Origin of the sequence: uncultured Roseobacter sp. (assembly GCF_947496515.1) — a bacterium.
Lineage (GTDB): Bacteria > Pseudomonadota > Alphaproteobacteria > Rhodobacterales > Rhodobacteraceae > Roseobacter.
Genome location: NZ_CANMDB010000008.1, coordinates 189,143 through 206,168 on the forward strand (window position 1 = coordinate 189,143; position 17,026 = coordinate 206,168).

Here is a 17,026-nt window from a genome sequence, read left to right on the forward strand (position 1 = left end):
ATGATGCTCTGACGGCATCACTGACGGCCCAAGTTTACATTATGCAGACGACCGGAGAACCCCTAACATCCCGGCAGAACAAGAAATATGACAGGGGGACCTTACCATGACTTTTGCACGCAACACCGCTCTCGCCATGCTGCTGAGCACCGCCATCGGCGGCTCGGCGTGGGCGCAGGACGCGACCATGAACCTCGGCTGGTCCACGCCGCTCGACAGTGACTACGGTGTCTTTGCGACCAAGTTTAAGGAATTGGTCGAGGAATACACCGACGGCAGCGTCGAGGTGAAACTGCGCTGTTGCGGCCAGATCGCCTCGGAGGATGATGCGTTCAAGGCCATGCAGCTGGGCACCGTGGACGGCTATTTCATCAGCCAGAACAACGTCTCGCCCCATTGGCCGCTTATGGATGTTTTCGTGCTGCCCTATACCTTCCAGAGCACCGATCATCAGGTCACCGTGGCCCAAGGACCGGTGGGTGATTTCATCAAGGAAAAGCTGCAGGCCGATACCGGCGTGCATCTGCTGAGCTTTGGCGGACCCAGCTACCGCGATTTCTTCAACTCCGACCGGCCGATCGAGACCATGGCCGATATGGACGGGCTCAAGATCCGCGTGCCCAAGAACGAGGTCATGCTGGCCACTTTTGAGGCTTTCGGCGCAGAGCCGGTGCCGCTGGCCTGGTCCGAGACGCCCACAGCGCTGCAAACCGGCACGATTGATGGTGGCGACAATGGCACCAACGTCATTCAGGAAATGAAGTTCTACGAGTTCGCGCCGCATCTGACCGTGCTGGATCACTTTGCGGGCTTCGCGCCCATGTTCGCCTCGGATCGGTTCATGAGCGGGCTGACGGAAGAACAGCGCGCGGCTGTGAACCGCGCGGCCGCCGAGGCGGGGCAGTTCCATACCGAGCACATGATCAGCCAGATCGAAAGCGTGCGCGAATGGCTCTCCACCGAAGGCGGCATGTCGATGACACGCCCGGACCGGACGGAATTCATCGAGGCTGCCAAAACCGTGCAGGATAAATTCGCCGGCGAGCGCGGCGCGGAGTTTGTCGATCTGCTCGAACGCATCAGCGCCGCAGCAGAATAACGACGCCAGCGATGGCGCGCGGGTGTCCGCGCGCCATCCCTCTTTCCCTCCCCTCAGATCGGAGAGCCCGCTTTGAAGCGCGTCTTTACCCTGCTCGAAGCGCATCTTGAGGAAGTCGTCTGCTGCCTCGCCCTCAGCATCGTGGCAACGGTCGTCTTCCTGCAGGTCATCATGCGCTATGTCTTTGCCACCGCCCTGCAATGGAGCGAGGAGGTTGCTGCCATGGGCATGGTCTGGGCGGTCTACATGGGTGCCTCTCTCTGCGTGCGCGAGCGGTTTCACATCCGCATCATGGCGGGGATCATGGCCTTTCCCCGCAAGATTACACTGGTATTTGTGCTCATCGCGGATGCCTGTGCCGCGGCCTATTGCGTGATGATGCTGATCGCCTCCTGGGCCTATCTGAGCGTGCTGGCCCGGTTCACCTCCAAAACACCCAGCCTGGGGATAGATGAATTCTACCCCCAGTCGATCCTGGTGATCGGCTACGGGCTCATCCTCGCCCGGCTCATTCAGGTCTATGTAATCTGGGCTGCGGGCGGGGCCAACGGGATCCCCGGCATGCGGGCCGAGCACGAAGATCTGGGAGAGATCTGACCGATGAGCGATCTCGCCCTCCTCGCCATTGTCTTCACTTTGCTGACGCTGATCGGCACGCCGCTCTTTGCCGCCGTCGGCCTGACGACGTTTTTGGCGCTCTTCCTGATCGACATTCCCTATACGCTGATGGCGCAGACGGGGTATACATCACTGACACCCTTCCCGCTGCTGACGATCCCGCTTTTCGTGCTGGCGGGTCGTCTGATGGAAACGGGTGGTATGGGCGCGCGCCTGATCGGCATCGCGACATCATTGGTGGGGGCCTATCGCGGCAGCCTCGGTTTGGTGACGGTATTTGCCTGCATGCTCTTTGCCGCGCTGTCGGGATCCGGCCCCGCGACCACGGCGGCCATCGGTTCCATTACCGTTCCGGCCATGCAAAAGGACGGCTACAAGACGCCCTTTGCCGCCGCTATCGCTGCCGCGGCGGGCGCGCTCGGCAGCCTCATCCCGCCGTCGAACCTGATGATCATCTACGGTCTGGTGTCGGAAACCTCGATCCCGCGGCTCTTTCTCGCAGGCTTCCTGCCCGGCTTCCTGATCACCTCGCTGCTGATGATCACTGTCTACATCATCGCCCGGCGCCGCGGCTACGGCGGCTCGGGTGTGCCGTTTTCCTGGGGTCCGGCACGCCGCGCCGCCTGGGACGGCAAATGGGCCATCGGCGCACCGCTCCTGATCCTGGGCGGGATCTATTCAGGCGCCTTTACCCCGACCGAGGCGGCTGCCGTGGCTGTTTTCTACGCGCTCTTCGTCGGGGTCGTCATCCACCGCGAGCTGACACCCGCGAAGGTCATCGAAGCACTGCGTTTCACAGCGCTGATGACCGGCCTGCTGATCCTGTTGACCCCGACACTGGCTTTTGGGCAGCTCTCCGCCTTCTACGACATCCCCGCAGCGGTCGAGGCCTCGATCACCAACATCACCACCAACCCGATCATCGTGCTGATACTGATCGGTATTTTCTACATCATCATCGGCACGTTCATGGAAAGCCTCGCACAGATCATCCTGTTCACTGCAGTGTTCCTGCCGCTCGTAACCTCGCTGGGGATCGACCCGGTGTTCTTCGGCGTCTTTACCGTCATCACCTGTGAAATAGGCTTTCTCACCCCACCGCTCGGCGGCAATCTCAACGTGGCCGCGCGCATTTCCAACATCTCGATTGAGGCGGTGTCGGTTGCGGTGCTGCCCTTCATCCTTGCCTACTGCATCGGCCTTCTCGCGCTGATCTTCTTTCCCGATTTTGTCACTTGGTTGCCCGATCTCGTCTACGGGCCAGCGCGCTGACACCACCCAAAACGGAGGTCCCCATGTTTGACACCATTCTCGCTGGCGGCACAGTCTATGACGGCACCGGCACGGACCCGGTCCAGACCGACATCGGCATCAAGGACGGTCGCATCGCCGAGATGGGCGATCTGAGCGCATCCGGGGCCGATCAGCGCATCACCCTGAACGGTCTGGCCGTTGCCCCGGGTTTCATCGACCTGCACACTCATTCCGATTTCACGCTGATGGCGGACGGGCGTGCGCAAAGTCAGGTGCATCAGGGTGTCACCACAGAGGTGATCGGGCAATGCGGCTTTTCCTCCGCCCCCGCGCGGCGGCCGGAGGATGCCAAGATCATGTCGCCCGGCTTTACCGACGGGATGGTGGAGATCGACTGGACCAGTTTCGGCGACTACCTAGATCACCTCGACAAGATCCCCTTGGGTGTGAATGTGGCGGCCTTCGTCGGGCACGGCACGGTGCACCGGGCGGTGCTGGGCGATGCGCTGCGCGCCGCGGATGATGATGAGCTCGACCAGATGAAGACACTGGTGGCCGAAAGCATCGACCAGGGCGCCTACGGGTTCTCCACCGGTCTGGAATACTGGCCCGGCAGCCTGGCCAGTCCCGATCAGATCACCGAACTGGTCAGCGTCGCTGCCGAGCGCGACGTGCTCTACGCGACCCACGTGCGCAACCGCGATGTGCATTATGATATCGGGTTCGGCGAGGCGATCTCATGCGCGCGCGCTGCCGGGGCACGGCTCCAGATCAGTCACATCCAGCCCAAGCACGGCGCGCCCGACTGGGCGATGGAGCACGCCATCGAGATGGTGGAAAGCGCCAAGTCCCACGGCTGCGACATCGCCTATGACGTGATCCCGCATGACTGGTCGCACACGCGCGTCATGGCGATCATGCCGCAATGGGCGCAGGAAGGCGGCGTCGAGACGGTGATCGGCCGCCTGAAAGACCGCACCACCCGCGCAAAGATCAAGGCCAACCGGCGGCCCATGTGGCGGCTGGTGCTGGATGGTGGCTGGGACCGCATCGTGCTGATGCAGTCGGAACAAAACCCGCAGTTGGTCGGTCGCACCTTTGCCGACATCGGGCGTCTGCGTGGGGTGGATCCTTACGACGCCGCGCTCGACCTGCTGATCGAGGAAGGCGACAAGATGGCCCATCTGATGTGGACGTCTCAGAGCTTTTCCGAAGACCAGATCCGCCTCGCCATCTCCCAGCCCGATTGCGCGATCATCTCGGACACGCTGGCGCTGGCGCCCGAAGGGTGCCTGAAGCACCATATCGGGTCGTTGTCGGGCTACGGCTGGGCGGCACGGTTTCTGCAACACTACGTACGCGATCATCAGGTGATCTCCCTGCAGGAAGGCATCCGGCGTCTGACCGCCCTGCCTGCCGCACGGCTGGGGGTGTCTGATCGGGGTGTTCTGAAGCAAAACGCCTGGGCTGATATCGCCGTTTTCGACGCCGAGCAGATCGAAAGCCACTGCGATGTGGAGGAACCGCGCCGCTTTGCAACAGGTATCGCCCATGTGATGGTCAACGGTGTTTTCTCCATGCTCAACGGGGAGCGAACTGATGACAGTGGTGGCCGGGTCCTGCGCTCACACTGACGATGCGGCAGCCGATAAGGCTTTTTTATCGCTGGTTTTTTCGTAGTTGATCTAAACTGCATGCAAACTCGGACATGGGCGAAAACGGGGATCTCAGGCGGCGGTCGTGGGATGTGAGACTAACAAACACCCATTGAGTACAGCGGCTCTAAGCGATTATCGCGTGCGTCTGTGCTTGCCAATGCGTGCTTCACGGCATCGAGATCCCCGTGCAGAACCTTGGCAAACCGCACCAAGTCGGGACGTTCCGTGTCACCCGCAGACTTGGGCTCTTGCCGCGCAGGATAACCCTTGAAGTGCAGGGACAGGCCCCGCCTGGCAGCAAGAGCCGCGCAGCCCGTTTCTCGTGCATCGCCATTTTCAGGCCTTACCCCCTGTCATCTCGACCGGGGCTTCATGCACAAGGCCGTCGCGATGATCGGCGGGACAATACGCTGGCACCATCGAAAATAGCTCCGTGTGCCGCCGTGAACTTCGATCCTAGGGCAAAAGGAGCATGTCGGTTTCCATCTCAAGGACTTCAACTCGTAAGACCAACGCCCAGAAAACCACACATTTGGGAAAAGACACTTGCGGTGTCGGAACGAGCAGGAGGTTTAAACCAAAGGTAATCTCCACTGCTGAAACCAAAGGAACACCACGGGTCGGCTTCTGAAAAATGAGGTCAGGGTGTAGCAGGGCCGAGCAAGTCGTCCTCCTCCGCCGGGCCGCTGTCCTCGGGCGTTTCCGTCAGCAGGTCGCCTTCGCCCTCGGTCACCTGCGGTTCAGGCGCTGCTGGTTGAGAGGGAGTAACCTCCTCGGCGGGGGTGACGCTCTCGGAGCCAGGGCCAATCACGCGGACACCTTCGGGAAAGATCACCTCGCGCGCTTCGTCTGGCATCGAGATGCCCTCGTTCAGCAGCGCGGTCTTCACCGCCCGCAGGAGCGCTGATTTCAGCTTGATCGGCGAAATGCGGTGACCATCAAACCAGAAGTACGTACGGATATTGACCGTCGAGGCGCCAAGCGCATCTACCAACACCATTGGTTCGGGTTCGGCCAGAACGGCCGGATGGTTCTGCAGGCAGTCCATGATGACGGTCTGGGCCGTCGCCACCTGTGCGTCATAGCCGATGCCGACCAGAAAATCCCCCCGGCGGTTCGGAGAAGAGGTGAAATTCTCAATCACGTTCTTGAAGATGGTGGAATTGGGCACGTGAATCTCGTTGCCCTCGATGGAGGTGATCAGCGTGCTGCGCGAGTTCATCGCCTTAACAGTGCCGGAAATGCCTGCAACCTCGATAAAATCGCCGCGTTGAAAAGGACGGCGCACACTGAGGATCAGGCTGGCGAGGAAGTTCTCTGCAATGTCACGGAAAGCAAAGCCGATGATGATCCCAAGCACACCCGCACCACCGACGACCGACAGCGCCAGTTGAGTGAGACCGGCGACCTGCAGCACGATGTAGAGACCTAGCAGGAAGACCGGAAAGGAGATAGCACGCGCTGTGACCTGACGCAGGAAGGGTGAGTGAATACTGCGGGTCAGCACCAGCACGGCCAGCCGGGCCACCAGCCGCGAAGCATACCACGCAAGCGGCAGCACAAGAAGAGCGAGCAGAATAAGCGGCAACACTGCGAGGGTTTCTTCGGCCAGTTTTTCAAGTTCGTTGAGCGCGGGCTCCAGCGACCAGTCGACCCGGGACTCGACACTGATATTGTTGACCACGGCGACGGTGCCAGCGGTCTTGGCGGCAAGATCGCGCGCCCAGGTCCGGTGAGCCTCGGATGTTGTGATACCGTTGAGAAACACGATACCTTCATCGGCGGTGACGCGAAGTGCATCGAACCAGCCGGTGGCCTGAAGGATGCGGGTGATACGCGTTTCGATTTCGCTGTCACGTGCCGTAGGCTCGATGGCCACCTCGCTTTCAGGCACGGTTGCGGGCTCTTCTGCGGGTGGGACATCGACGGTCTGAGCCGTGGCTGCCAGGGATAGGGTCAAGCACAGGATCAATGGCGCTAAGATATGCTTCAGACGAGGCAGATGGCACGGGCCGGTCATGTGGGGGATCTCCTTTGGGTCGTCAAATCGTCCAACTGTGAGGTCCGGTGCCGCTCATGGGCGCTCACCCCATCAGCTTGGGACGCGCGCTGTGCCTCGCGCAAGGGCTTGTATTGCTTCTAAATGATGGCGGGGCTGTGTCAGTTCCCTTTAAAGAGCGAATTTTGCCGAGGGTTGCCGGTTACCCTCGGAGGCATGTCTTTTACCTAGTGGGTGTTGGCAGGACCAGCCGTTTCAATCGTCGCGCGCCCTTTCTCAGAGTCCGTAAGGCCTATGGCTGCGTTTTGAGATAACCGATCTTCTCGGCCAGACCATGACGGACCGGCGGTCGGGAGCCATACCGCTGATCGCACCTATGACATGTGCACATACTGTGCTGCCATTGCCGACCGTGGTGGTCTCGTTGTCATCCCGGTCGAGGAAGCTCTGTCGAAACACGTTCGCACCGATGAGAGAGGAGGGAAGACGTTTCGGCTCCCGCAGCAAGGCTTGCGGTGTTTGCTCCGTTTTGATTGGTCGCACAGGCACCAAGCAGACCGTTTGACGAAACCGCCTTTGTCAGGTTTGCAGATTGGCCTGCCAGAGTTGCGCTTGTTGAGTGGAGGACTTCCTGCCTGACAGTTTTGTTCAGATGCCTCCCCAAAGAGATTGGCGAGGTTTCGCGACAGGGCCGTGTGGGAGGTCTCCGAAGAAGAACGCTCCCGCTCTACCCCAAACGTCGGCCCATTTGATGGGCCCGCACGACCCCGACACCGGGATCCAAGACCTGTTTGGTCGGGTTCGACAACAACCCGTACCCTGCCTGCGCCAGCGCGACCGGTCGTCCGGTTGAGATCCGAGCTCACGCAGATCGACTGGCGTGTTGGCGGGATGGAAAGGTCATCGGCCTGCACGAATGCGCCCTTGGTCCCGGCAAAACAGTCTGCGATCCGTCGCACGATCTGCCTGTACCCGCACGTAAACTGGGTACTTTGCGTACGCTGAAACAAAAGGCCAGATCAGCTTGTCGCTGACCTGGCCTTTTGTTGCGCTCGGGGAGAGACGTCCGTGAAAGACGTCCCCATATCCCCGCTTTACTGAGGGATTTCGCCCGTCAGCCCTTCGATGTAGAAGTTCATGCCAGCCAGTGTGCCATCGTCCGCGATTTCACCCTCGGCGAGCCAGTCGCTGCCGTCCTGCTTTTTCAGGGGGCCGGTGAAGGGGTGATAGGATCCGTCGGCGATAGCGGCCTTCATGGCAAGTGCTTCTTCTTTGACGTCCGCGGGGACCGCGTCGGTGATCTCACCGATGGCGACCATACCTGCGCCGATACCGTCCCAGGTGTCCGTGCTTTCCCATGTGCCATCCATCACCGCCTGGGTGCGGGCAATGTAATAGGGGGCCCAGTCGTCAATGATTGAGGACACCCGCGGAAAGGGGGCGTACTGGCCCATGTCGGAGGCCTGACCAAAGGTAACGACATCACCGGCTTCCTGTGCGGCAGCCTGTGGTGCAGTTGAATCCGTATGTTGCAGCACCACATCCGCCCCTTGCTCTATCAGCGCGCGTGCCGCATCCGCTTCCTTCGCGGGGTCGAACCATGTGTAGGCCCAGATGATCTTGAACTCGACATCCGGGTTCACCTTGGCCGCATGAATATAGGCCGCGTTGATGCCGCGGATCACCTCCGGGATGGGGTAGGAGGCGATATAACCGATGATGTTGGATTTGGTCATCTTGCCCGCGATATGCCCCTGGATCGCGCGCCCTTCGTAGAACCGCGCGGAATAGGTGGAGACGTTATCAGCGCGCTTGTAGCCCGTGGCATGCTCGAATTTCACATCCGGGAACTTGGCGGCGATGTTGATGGTCGGATCCATGTAGCCGAAGGAGGTGGTAAAGATCAGATCCGCACCGTCCAGCGCCATCTGGGTCATCACTCGTTCGCTGTCGGGGCCTTCTGCCACATTCTCCACGAAGACGGTCTCGACCGCATCGCCGAAATGCTCTTCGACGGCGAGCCGGCCCTTGTTGTGCTCATATGTCCAGCCGCCATCGCCGATCGGTCCGACATAGACAAAGCCGACCTTCGTTTTCTCGTGGCCATCGGCAAAGCCGCTTGTGGCGAGGCCGAGTGCGATTGCGGCACTGGCCAGAAGGGTGGTGATTTTCATGATCAGGTCTTCCCCAAAGATAATCGCCCCTGTGTGCGGGGCGTTGATGTGCCTCTAACCGGAGGCGTGAAATATACGGCCCAGCGAGCCGGGCGCCGCCGTCCTGTCTGCGGAAAGAACCACAAGCACGACGATGGTGATGATGTAGGGAGACATTGCCAGATATTCGACGGGAATGGCAACGCCCGCGCCCTGGAGATTAAGTTGCAATTGAGCGATTCCGCCGAAAAGATAGGCGCCCAAAAGAACGCGCCACGGCTTCCAGCTGGCAAAGACGACCAGCGCCAGGGCGATCCAGCCAACACCCGCTGTCATGCCTTCTGTCCATTGCGGCACACGAATGAGGCTGATGTAGGCCCCGCCCAGTCCTGCCAGCGCGCCACCGAACATGATCGCCAGTGTCCGGATCCGCACGACCTTGTAGCCGAGCGCGTGGGCGGCGTCGTGGTTCTCACCCACTGCGCGCAGGATCAGCCCGGCACGGGTGAATTTCAAGACGGCCCAGACAGCGGCGACCAGCAGGATGCCGATGTAAAGAATGGGATCATGCGAAAAGAGCACCGGTCCCAGCAGGGGGATCTCCGCCAAGGGCCCGAAATCCACATCCGGCATACGCGGTGGTTTGACGCCAACATAGCCCTGTCCCAGCAGGGCAGACAGCCCCAGACCGAAAAGGGTGAGCGCCAGTCCCGATGCCACCTGATTGGCCAGCGTCAGCTGGGTGAGCAGCGCAAACAGCAGGCTCAAGACAGCGCCACCGGCAGCCGCTGCGGCAAACCCCACCAGCGGCGAGGCGCTCTCCACCGCCGCCGCAAAGCCGCAAATGGCGCCTACGATCATCATCCCCTCAACGCCGAGGTTCAGCACCCCGGCGCGTTCCACCACCAGCTCGCCCGTGGCGGCCAGCAGAATAGGCGTTGCGGCACTCATGAGAGCGGCGAGCAACAGGACGGGGTTGATCACGGATAAATCCATTCAGGCGACCTCCGCCCGGCGCAACCGCAACCGGTAGTTGGTGAAAAGATCAAGCGCGAGCAGGAAAAACAGCAGCATCCCCTGAAACACCTGAATGGCGGCAGCGGGCAGACCAAGCTGGCTTTGCGCGATATCCCCGCCGATATAAGTCAGCGCCATCAACAGCCCCGCCAGCACGATCCCGATGGGATGCAGACGGCCCAGAAACGCCACGATAATGGCCGTAAACCCGTAGCCCACGTTGAAGTCGATACTGACCTGACCAGCCGGTCCCGCAACCTCGAAAAGCCCGGCCAGTCCGGCGAGCATGCCCGATATCCCCAGACAGAACAGCACGAGCCGGTTCGGGTTCACCCCGGCAAACCGCGCGGCCCGGGGGGCCTCCCCCGTCACCCGCACGGCAAATCCCAGCCGATGCCGGCTCAGCAGAACGTAGGCAAAGATCACCGCGATGAGCGCCGCCACCACGCCCCAGTGCATGCCGCTGCCTGCAATGATCTCCGCGTTATGGGCGCTGGCGTATTGCTGCAGATTGCGGCTACCGGGAAAGCCGAACCCTTCCGGGTTTTTCAACAAACCCAAGGACATCGAGGCCAGAAATTGCTCCGCCACATAAACAAGCATCAGCGAGACGAGGATCTCGTTGGTGCCAAAGCGGACCTTCAGGACCCCCGGGATCATCGCCCAGACCCAGCCGCCAAAGGCGCCCGCTACCACCATCAAGGGAAAGATCAGCACGCTTGCCGCGGGGTAAAACGCCAGCCCCACACCCGCCCCCACAAGCGCGCCGATGATGTACTGCCCCTCCGCACCAATGTTCCAGATCCCTGCCTTGAACCCCAGGCTCAGCCCAATGGCGATCAGCACCAGAGGCGCCCCTTTGATCAACAGCTGTGGCCTGTAGAAAAAGGCAAACTCCCCAAAAAGCGGCTCCCAGAAAATCGTCACAATGGATTGAACCGGATCCTTGCCCAGCACGGCAAAGAGCACGCCACCGAACAAAAACGTCGCAAGCACCGCCATCAGCGGTGTCAGATAGGCAAAGACCCGGCTCGGCTCCGGGCGCTGCTCAAGCCGGATCATCGCACCGCTCCCCCGTCATCTTGCCAAATAAACTCATGATCCTGACCGGGCCGCCCGCACGCTCCCCGCCGCAGGGCACGACATCGCGTCTTTTCACACATGTGCAACCTCCATGCCATGCGCACCGCCCATCATGAGGCCGATTTCCTCAACGCTCAGCCCCTCCGTCGGGCGCGAGGCAGACAACCGCCCTTCGTTCAAGGCCGAGAACCTGTCCGCAATCTCCATCAACTCGTCCAGATCCTGACTGATCACCACGATGGCCGCGCCCTGTTGCGCCAGATCCAGCAGGGCTTGCCGGATCGCCGCAGCGGCAGAGGCGTCAACGCCCCAGGTGGGCTGATTGACGACCAGCACCTCCGGGCGTTGCAGCACCTCGCGCCCGATGACGAACTTCTGCAGATTGCCCCCCGACAGCGACCGCGCCGCATTGGCGGGCCCCGGTGTGCGCACGTCAAAGGCAGCGATGATGCGATCGGCAAAGGCGCGCGCCGCACCCCAGTTCAGAAACCCGGCCCGTTCCAGCCTTTCGCGCTGCGCACCGGTCAGCATGGCATTTTCGGTCAGGGACATATTGGGGGCCGCCGCATGGCCAAGCCGCTCCTCGGGTGCCGCCAGCACGCCCCGCTCGCGCCGCGCGTTGGGTCCCAGAGCACCAATATCCTGCCCTTTCAGCCAGATTGTCGCGCGCGGCGCCCGCCGCTCGCCGGAAAGGGCGGAGAGCAGCTCGTCCTGACCGTTCCCGGCCACCCCCCCGATGCCCAGCACTTCCCCCTGCCGCAGGCTGAACGAGACGTCCCGCAACGGCATGCCAAAGGCCGTGGGCGCGGGCAGCGACAGGGCATCCAGTCGCAGGACCTCCTCGCCCGGCTGCGCTGCCGGCCGTGACGGCGTGCTCAGCGTCTTGCCCACCATCATCTCCGCCATCTCGCGCGCGGTGCTCTCGCGGGGTACCGCGGTGCCCACGACCTTGCCCAGACGCAGCACGGTAGCGGCGTCACACAGGCTTCGAATCTCTTCCAGCTTGTGCGAGATGTAGAGGATCGCGGTGCCCTCCGCGCTCAGCTTGCGCAGGGTCTTGAAGAGGATCTCGACTTCCTGCGGGGTCAGCACCGATGTGGGCTCATCCATGATCAGCAGTCTGGGGTCCTGCAGCAGGCAGCGGATGATTTCCACCCGCTGCCGCTCACCCGCCGACAGATCGCCAACGATCCGGTCCGGTGCCAGCGGCAACCCGTAGGTGTCCGAGACCTCCCGGATCCGCCGCGACAGATCGCGCAACCGGGGCGCGTGCTCCATCCCAAGCGCGATGTTTTCCGCCACGCTCAGCGCATCGAAAAGAGAGAAATGCTGAAACACCATGCCAACGCCCGCCGCCCGCGCCGCCCTTGGCTCGGCAGGCGCAAAGGGCGCGCCGTTCATCTGCATCTCGCCCTGATCGGGTTTCACCAATCCGTAGATCATCTTGACCAGCGTGGATTTTCCGGCACCGTTCTCACCCAGCAGGGCGTGAACTTCCCCGGGCGCGATGGACAGTGAGACATCGTCATTGGCCACCACCCCGGGGTAGGCCTTGGTCAGCCCCTTCAGAGCGAGCAGCGCCGTCACGCCGCGGCCTCTCGCGCGGACAAGAGCGCAGCGATACATCCTTCGGCGATGTCGCGGGGGTGCTTGCCGCGGGATTTGTCACCGATAGGGCAGGTGATGCTGTCAGGATCCAGACCCGCGGCTCGCAGCCGCTTGCCAAAGCGCGCCCATTTGGTGGCCGATCCGATCACCCCGCAGGAGGCAAAGCCGCGCTGCAAAAGAGCGGCACAGAGCGCCAGATCGATCTCATGTGAATAGGTGAAAACGAGGTGATGGGCCTTGAGCGGCGCGTGGCCAGCGAAACGCGCCATATCCGCCACCGGCACACCCCGCACACCTGAGCGGATGGCCTTTGGAAAGCGGTCCTGAGCACTGTCGATCCACGTCACATCGAAATCCGCAGTCGGACAGGCCGCGACCACCGCGCGCCCTACATGCCCCGCGCCCCAAAGCCACAGCGGCGGTGCCTCCGGGCGTGGCCTCAGCGGTGGCGCGACGCCGGGGGCCACATCCACCTGTCGCGGCGCACGGCCAAACTGCAGGGTGACGCTGCCACCACAGCACTGTCCGAGCCCTGGACCCAGTGGCAGTGTTCGGGTCGTCTCATCCGCACCGCTCTCCAGCATGCTGCGCGCCTGAGCGATGGCCGCCCACTCCAGCGCCCCGCCACCGATGGTGCCGGCGATGTCCTGCGCCTCGACCTTCATCGCCGTGCCCGCATCGCGCGGCACGGAGCCTTTGACGGACAGGATCTCCACGTAGATCGCGCTCATCCCCGCGCCCTCGCGATGGCGGCCAGCACGGCCTCGGCTGTGGCGGGGGTTTGCAGATCGGCGTAATGCGGACCACACGCCTCCACCGCATTGCAAAGCGCCGAATAGGCGGAGATCCCCAGCATCAGGGGCGGCTCGCCCACCGCCTTGGAGCGGTAGATCGTCTCCTCGCGGTTCTCGCCATCCCACAGCGAGACGTTGAAGATATCGGGCCGGTCCGAACAGGCCGGGATCTTGTAGGTGGCGGGCGCGTGGGTGCGCAGGTGCCCCGCGTCATCCCAGAACAGCTCTTCGGTGGTCAGCCAGCCCGCGCCCTGCACATAGCCGCCCTCAATCTGGCCGATGTCCAGCGCGGGGTTCAGCGATGCGCCCACATCATGCAGAATGTCGGCCCTCAGAATACGGTTCTCGCCGGTCAGCGTGTCGATCACCACCTCGGTGACGGCCGCGCCGTAGGCAAAGTAGAAGAACGGTCGCCCCTGACCCTTGATCCGGTCCCATTCGACCTTGGGTGTCTTGTAGAACCCCGTGGCCGAAAGGCTGACCCGCGCGAGATAGGTGATCTGCGCGGCCTCCGCAAAGCTGTAGGAGGCCTGCGGAACATGCACCTGCCCGCCCTCAAAGCGCACGTCGGCGGCGGCGCATTGATGCTGCTCGGCCAACACATCTGCCATGCGGTCGCGGATCGTATCGCACGCGGCTTTCACCGCCATGCCGTTGAGATCACTGCCGGAAGAGGCCGCTGTGGCGGAGGTATTGGGCACCTTTCCGGTATCTGTCGCGGTGATCTTGACCGCGGCCAGATCCACGCCAAAGCGATCAGCGGCGACCTGCGCCACCTTCTGGAACAGCCCCTGTCCCATCTCCGTCCCGCCATGGTTGAGATGGATGGATCCGTCCTGATACACGTGCACCAGCGCACCCGCCTGGTTGAGATGGGTAAGCGTAAAAGAAATTCCGAATTTCACCGGTGTCAGTGCGATGCCCTTTTTCAGCACGGGTTGGCTGGTGTTCCACGCCGCGATGGCTGCCCGCCGCGCGGTGTAATCCGATGAGCGTTCCAGCGCGGCTACCATTTCTGGCAGGATGAAATCCTCCACCGGCTGACCGTAAGGGGTGGTTTGGGGCGCGGCCTGGCCTGAGCTGCTCTCGCCGGACCGATAGAAATTGACGCGCCGGATCTCCAGCGGATCACGCGCCAGATGCATCGCGATATGGTCCATCACCCGTTCGATCCCCAGCATCCCCTGCGGCCCGCCAAAGCCGCGAAAGGCCGTGGCGCTTTGGGTATTGGTGCGCAACCTGTGGCTGGTGATCCGCACGGCGGGCAGGAAATAGGCGTTGTCCGCGTGCAGCATGGCCCGGTCCGCCACCGGCAGCGACAGATCCTGCGCCCAGCCGCAGCGTGCGTAATGGGTGACGTCGATGCCCTGGATCCGCCCGCTTTCGTCAAAGCCAACGTCGTAGTCGATCCGGAAGTCATGCCGTTTGCCGGTGATGACCATGTCATCGTCCCGGTCATAGCGCATCCGGCAGGGCCGCCCCGTGGCAGCAGCCACGACGGCGCACGCCACCGCAAGCGCGTTGCCCTGGCTTTCCTTGCCGCCGAAGCCGCCGCCCATGCGGCGCGTTTCAACCCGCACGCTGTGCATGGGCTGACAGAGCGCTTCTGCCACCTTGTGCTGGATCTCCGTGGGGTGCTGAGTGGAACTCATCACCACCATGTCCCCGCCTTCCTGGGGCAGGGCGAGGGCGGCCTGGCCTTCCAGATAGAAGTGTTCCTGCCCGCCAACGTGCAGCTGTCCGGAAAGGCGGTGCCGGGCGCTGGACAGCGCGGCCTCGACGTCACCGCGGCCGTAAATGCGCGGGCCGTCCTCGAACCGGCTGTCCTGCGCCAGCGCATCCTCCACGCTCAGGGTGGTGGGTGCCGCCGTGATCTGTGCCTTGCCGCGCCGCGCCGCGTGCCGGGCCGCCAGATGCGAGGTGGCGGCCACCAGAAAGAGCGGCTGCCCGGCGTAGTGGACCTGACCCTCCGCCAGCAGCGGCTCGTCGTGTATCGACGGCGAGACATCGTTGTCAAAGGGCAGATCGGCCGCCGTCAGCACGGCGATCACCCCGGGGGCCGCCCGCACGGCGTCAAGGTCAAGCCCGTCGAGCGTGCCCGCCGCCTGATCGCTCAGCCCGAAGGCCAGATGCAACGTGTTGCGCGGGGTTGGTATGTCGTCCACATAGCGTGCAGCACCGGTCACATGCAGGGTGGCGGCGTCATGGGGCAGGGGTTTGGCGACGCTCACGGGGTGACCTCCTGCACGCTGACGTCGCATCCCTGGTCCGCATGCCAATAGCGCAGCAGCATGTTTTGCGCCGTCTCCAGCCGGTAGGCGGCACTGGCGCGCATGTCCGAGAGTGGCTGGAAGTCTTGGGCCAGCGCCTCCATGGCTGCACGCACGGTGTCTTCGGCCCAGGGCTGACCGGTCAAAGCCGCCTCGGCACCGGCGGCCCGTCGCGGCGTGCCGGCCATCCCGCCGTAGGCCAGCCGGGCCGAGGTGACAATCCCGTCCTCCACGGTGATCGACAGGCAGCCGCAGACCGCCGAGATGTCCTGATCGAACCGTTTGGACAGCTTGTAGCAGCGCAGGCGATCGCTTTGGGCAGGCAGGCTGATCGCTTCGACAAACTCGCCGGGGGCACGGTCCTGCTTGCCGTAGTCCAGAAAGAAATCCTCCAGCGGCAGGCTGCGCCGTTCCTCTCCTCGCCGCAGATGCAGCGTCGCGCCAAGTGCGATGAGCGCGGGCGTCCCGTCCCCGATGGGTGAGCCATTGGCGATGTTACCGCCGATGGTTGCAGCGTTGCGGACCTGCACGGATCCGTAGCGCCGGATCAGGGCGCCAAAGGACGGGTGCGGTTCTGCCACGGCGGCTTCCAGCTCCGTCAGGGTCGTCATTGCACCGATGCGCAACCCCGTCTCCGTCTGGTGAACGCCGCGCAGACCAGCGCAGCGGTTCAGGAAGGCAACGTTCCCCAGATCGCGCATCTGCTTGGTCACCCAAAGCCCTACGTCCGTGGCCCCGGCGATGAGCGTGGCGTCCGGATGCTCCAGATACCAGGCCGCGAGGGCCTGCGTGGTCTCGGGCTGCACCCAGGGAGGGGGCTGCCTGCCCCCGCCGCGCTGGCGCGCGTCTCCCCCGGGAGTTTTTTCGGCAAGATGAGGGAGCGCGTCGCGCATGTGATCGGGCACAGGGGCCGTGCTGGCGGCTTGGGCGGCGCGGATGATCGGTGCGTAGCCGGTGCAGCGGCAGAGGTTGCCCGCAAGCTGGGTGTCGTGATCGGTGGCCCCGTTCAGATGCGCCGTGGCCATGGTCACCACAAAGCCGGGCGTGCAAAAGCCGCACTGGCTGCCATGGTGCTCGATCATCGCGCGCTGGACGGGGTGAAGCGTGCCATCGGGGGCGGCGATGCCCTCAACCGTGCGGACCGCCTTGCCGTTGAGCTGCGGCAGGAACAGGATGCAGGCGTTCAGCGCCTGCGCGCCGCCCTCGTCCGTTACCATGACGGAACAGGCCCCGCAATCGCCCTCGTTGCAGCCTTCCTTGGTGCCGGTGAGCCCGCGCTCTTCGCGCAGCCAGTCCAGCAGGGTAACGGTGGGGCTGACGTCAGCGAGTGTCACCTCTTGCCCGTTCAGGCGGAACGAAATCTCCATGCTGTCAGTTCCGCCGCGGTACAAGGGGCTCGTCCTGCCCGGCGTTCGATGCGGCGTAGAACCTCGGGCGAGCAATATCAGCGCAAAGGCTATGCCCGCGTCTCCC

12 protein-coding genes are annotated in these 17,026 nt (G+C 63.1%); 4 read left to right on the plus strand and 8 right to left on the minus strand.

Going from position 1 to position 17,026, the window contains the following annotated elements:
* The first annotated feature begins 106 nt into the window (after positions 1-106).
* From Q1A53_RS15230 to Q1A53_RS15245, 4 genes are all read left to right on the plus strand, one after another.
* On the plus strand, positions 107-1,099 hold the full coding sequence (locus Q1A53_RS15230; protein ID WP_299968381.1) for a TRAP transporter substrate-binding protein: 993 nt from the start codon (positions 107-109) through the stop codon (positions 1,097-1,099).
* A gap of 72 nt (positions 1,100-1,171) precedes the next feature.
* Positions 1,172-1,696, plus strand: coding sequence for a TRAP transporter small permease (locus Q1A53_RS15235; RefSeq protein WP_299968383.1), 525 nt, complete (start codon positions 1,172-1,174; stop codon positions 1,694-1,696).
* A gap of 3 nt (positions 1,697-1,699) precedes the next feature.
* Positions 1,700-2,989, plus strand: coding sequence for a TRAP transporter large permease (locus Q1A53_RS15240; protein WP_299968385.1), 1,290 nt, complete (start codon positions 1,700-1,702; stop codon positions 2,987-2,989).
* 23 nt (positions 2,990-3,012) lie between these two features.
* A complete protein-coding gene (locus Q1A53_RS15245) occupies positions 3,013-4,605 on the plus strand; it encodes an amidohydrolase family protein (protein WP_299968387.1) in 1,593 nt (530 codons plus the stop codon).
* A 664-nt stretch (positions 4,606-5,269) separates the two neighbouring features.
* Here Q1A53_RS15245 and Q1A53_RS15250 read toward each other — a convergent pair.
* The 8 genes from Q1A53_RS15250 to xdhA form a co-directional block, all read right to left on the minus strand.
* A complete protein-coding gene (locus tag Q1A53_RS15250) occupies positions 5,270-6,589 on the minus strand; it encodes a mechanosensitive ion channel family protein (RefSeq protein WP_299968389.1) in 1,320 nt (439 codons plus the stop codon).
* 1,133 nt (positions 6,590-7,722) lie between these two features.
* Positions 7,723-8,802, minus strand: coding sequence for a BMP family ABC transporter substrate-binding protein (locus Q1A53_RS15255; protein ID WP_299968391.1), 1,080 nt, complete (start codon positions 8,800-8,802; stop codon positions 7,723-7,725).
* Positions 8,803-8,856: 54 nt separating this feature from the next.
* Complete coding sequence (locus tag Q1A53_RS15260; protein WP_299968393.1) at positions 8,857-9,777, minus strand: ABC transporter permease; 921 nt, start codon at positions 9,775-9,777, stop codon at positions 8,857-8,859.
* Positions 9,778-10,860, minus strand: coding sequence for an ABC transporter permease (locus Q1A53_RS15265; RefSeq protein ID WP_299968395.1), 1,083 nt, complete (start codon positions 10,858-10,860; stop codon positions 9,778-9,780).
* Positions 10,861-10,953: 93 nt separating this feature from the next.
* Positions 10,954-12,468, minus strand: coding sequence for an ABC transporter ATP-binding protein (locus tag Q1A53_RS15270; RefSeq protein WP_299968396.1), 1,515 nt, complete (start codon positions 12,466-12,468; stop codon positions 10,954-10,956).
* Positions 12,465-13,220, minus strand: a complete 756-nt coding sequence (gene xdhC, locus Q1A53_RS15275) for a xanthine dehydrogenase accessory protein XdhC (protein ID WP_299968398.1) — start codon at positions 13,218-13,220, stop codon at positions 12,465-12,467. Before xdhC ends, Q1A53_RS15270 begins: the two co-directional genes overlap by 4 nt.
* On the minus strand, positions 13,217-15,514 hold the full coding sequence (gene xdhB / locus Q1A53_RS15280; protein WP_299968400.1) for a xanthine dehydrogenase molybdopterin binding subunit: 2,298 nt from the start codon (positions 15,512-15,514) through the stop codon (positions 13,217-13,219). Before xdhB ends, xdhC begins: the two co-directional genes overlap by 4 nt.
* Positions 15,511-16,920 (minus strand): xanthine dehydrogenase small subunit, encoded by a 1,410-nt coding sequence (gene xdhA, locus Q1A53_RS15285; RefSeq protein ID WP_299968402.1) that lies wholly within the window; start codon positions 16,918-16,920, stop codon positions 15,511-15,513. The genes xdhB and xdhA overlap by 4 nt, the downstream gene beginning before the upstream one ends.
* Positions 16,921-17,026 lie beyond the last annotated feature (106 nt).

Coding starts and splice junctions, on each gene's coding strand:
- Q1A53_RS15230 (WP_299968381.1), top strand. CDS start 107: ATGACTTTTGCACGCAACACCGCTCTCGCCATGCTGCTGAGCACCGCC.
- Q1A53_RS15240 (WP_299968385.1), top strand. CDS start 1,700: ATGAGCGATCTCGCCCTCCTCGCCATTGTCTTCACTTTGCTGACGCTG.
- Q1A53_RS15245 (WP_299968387.1), top strand. CDS start 3,013: ATGTTTGACACCATTCTCGCTGGCGGCACAGTCTATGACGGCACCGGC.
- Q1A53_RS15255 (WP_299968391.1), bottom strand. CDS start 8,802: ATGAAAATCACCACCCTTCTGGCCAGTGCCGCAATCGCACTCGGCCTC.
- Q1A53_RS15260 (WP_299968393.1), bottom strand. CDS start 9,777: ATGGATTTATCCGTGATCAACCCCGTCCTGTTGCTCGCCGCTCTCATG.
- Q1A53_RS15265 (WP_299968395.1), bottom strand. CDS start 10,860: ATGATCCGGCTTGAGCAGCGCCCGGAGCCGAGCCGGGTCTTTGCCTAT.
- xdhC (WP_299968398.1), bottom strand. CDS start 13,220: ATGAGCGCGATCTACGTGGAGATCCTGTCCGTCAAAGGCTCCGTGCCG.
- xdhA (WP_299968402.1), bottom strand. CDS start 16,920: ATGGAGATTTCGTTCCGCCTGAACGGGCAAGAGGTGACACTCGCTGAC.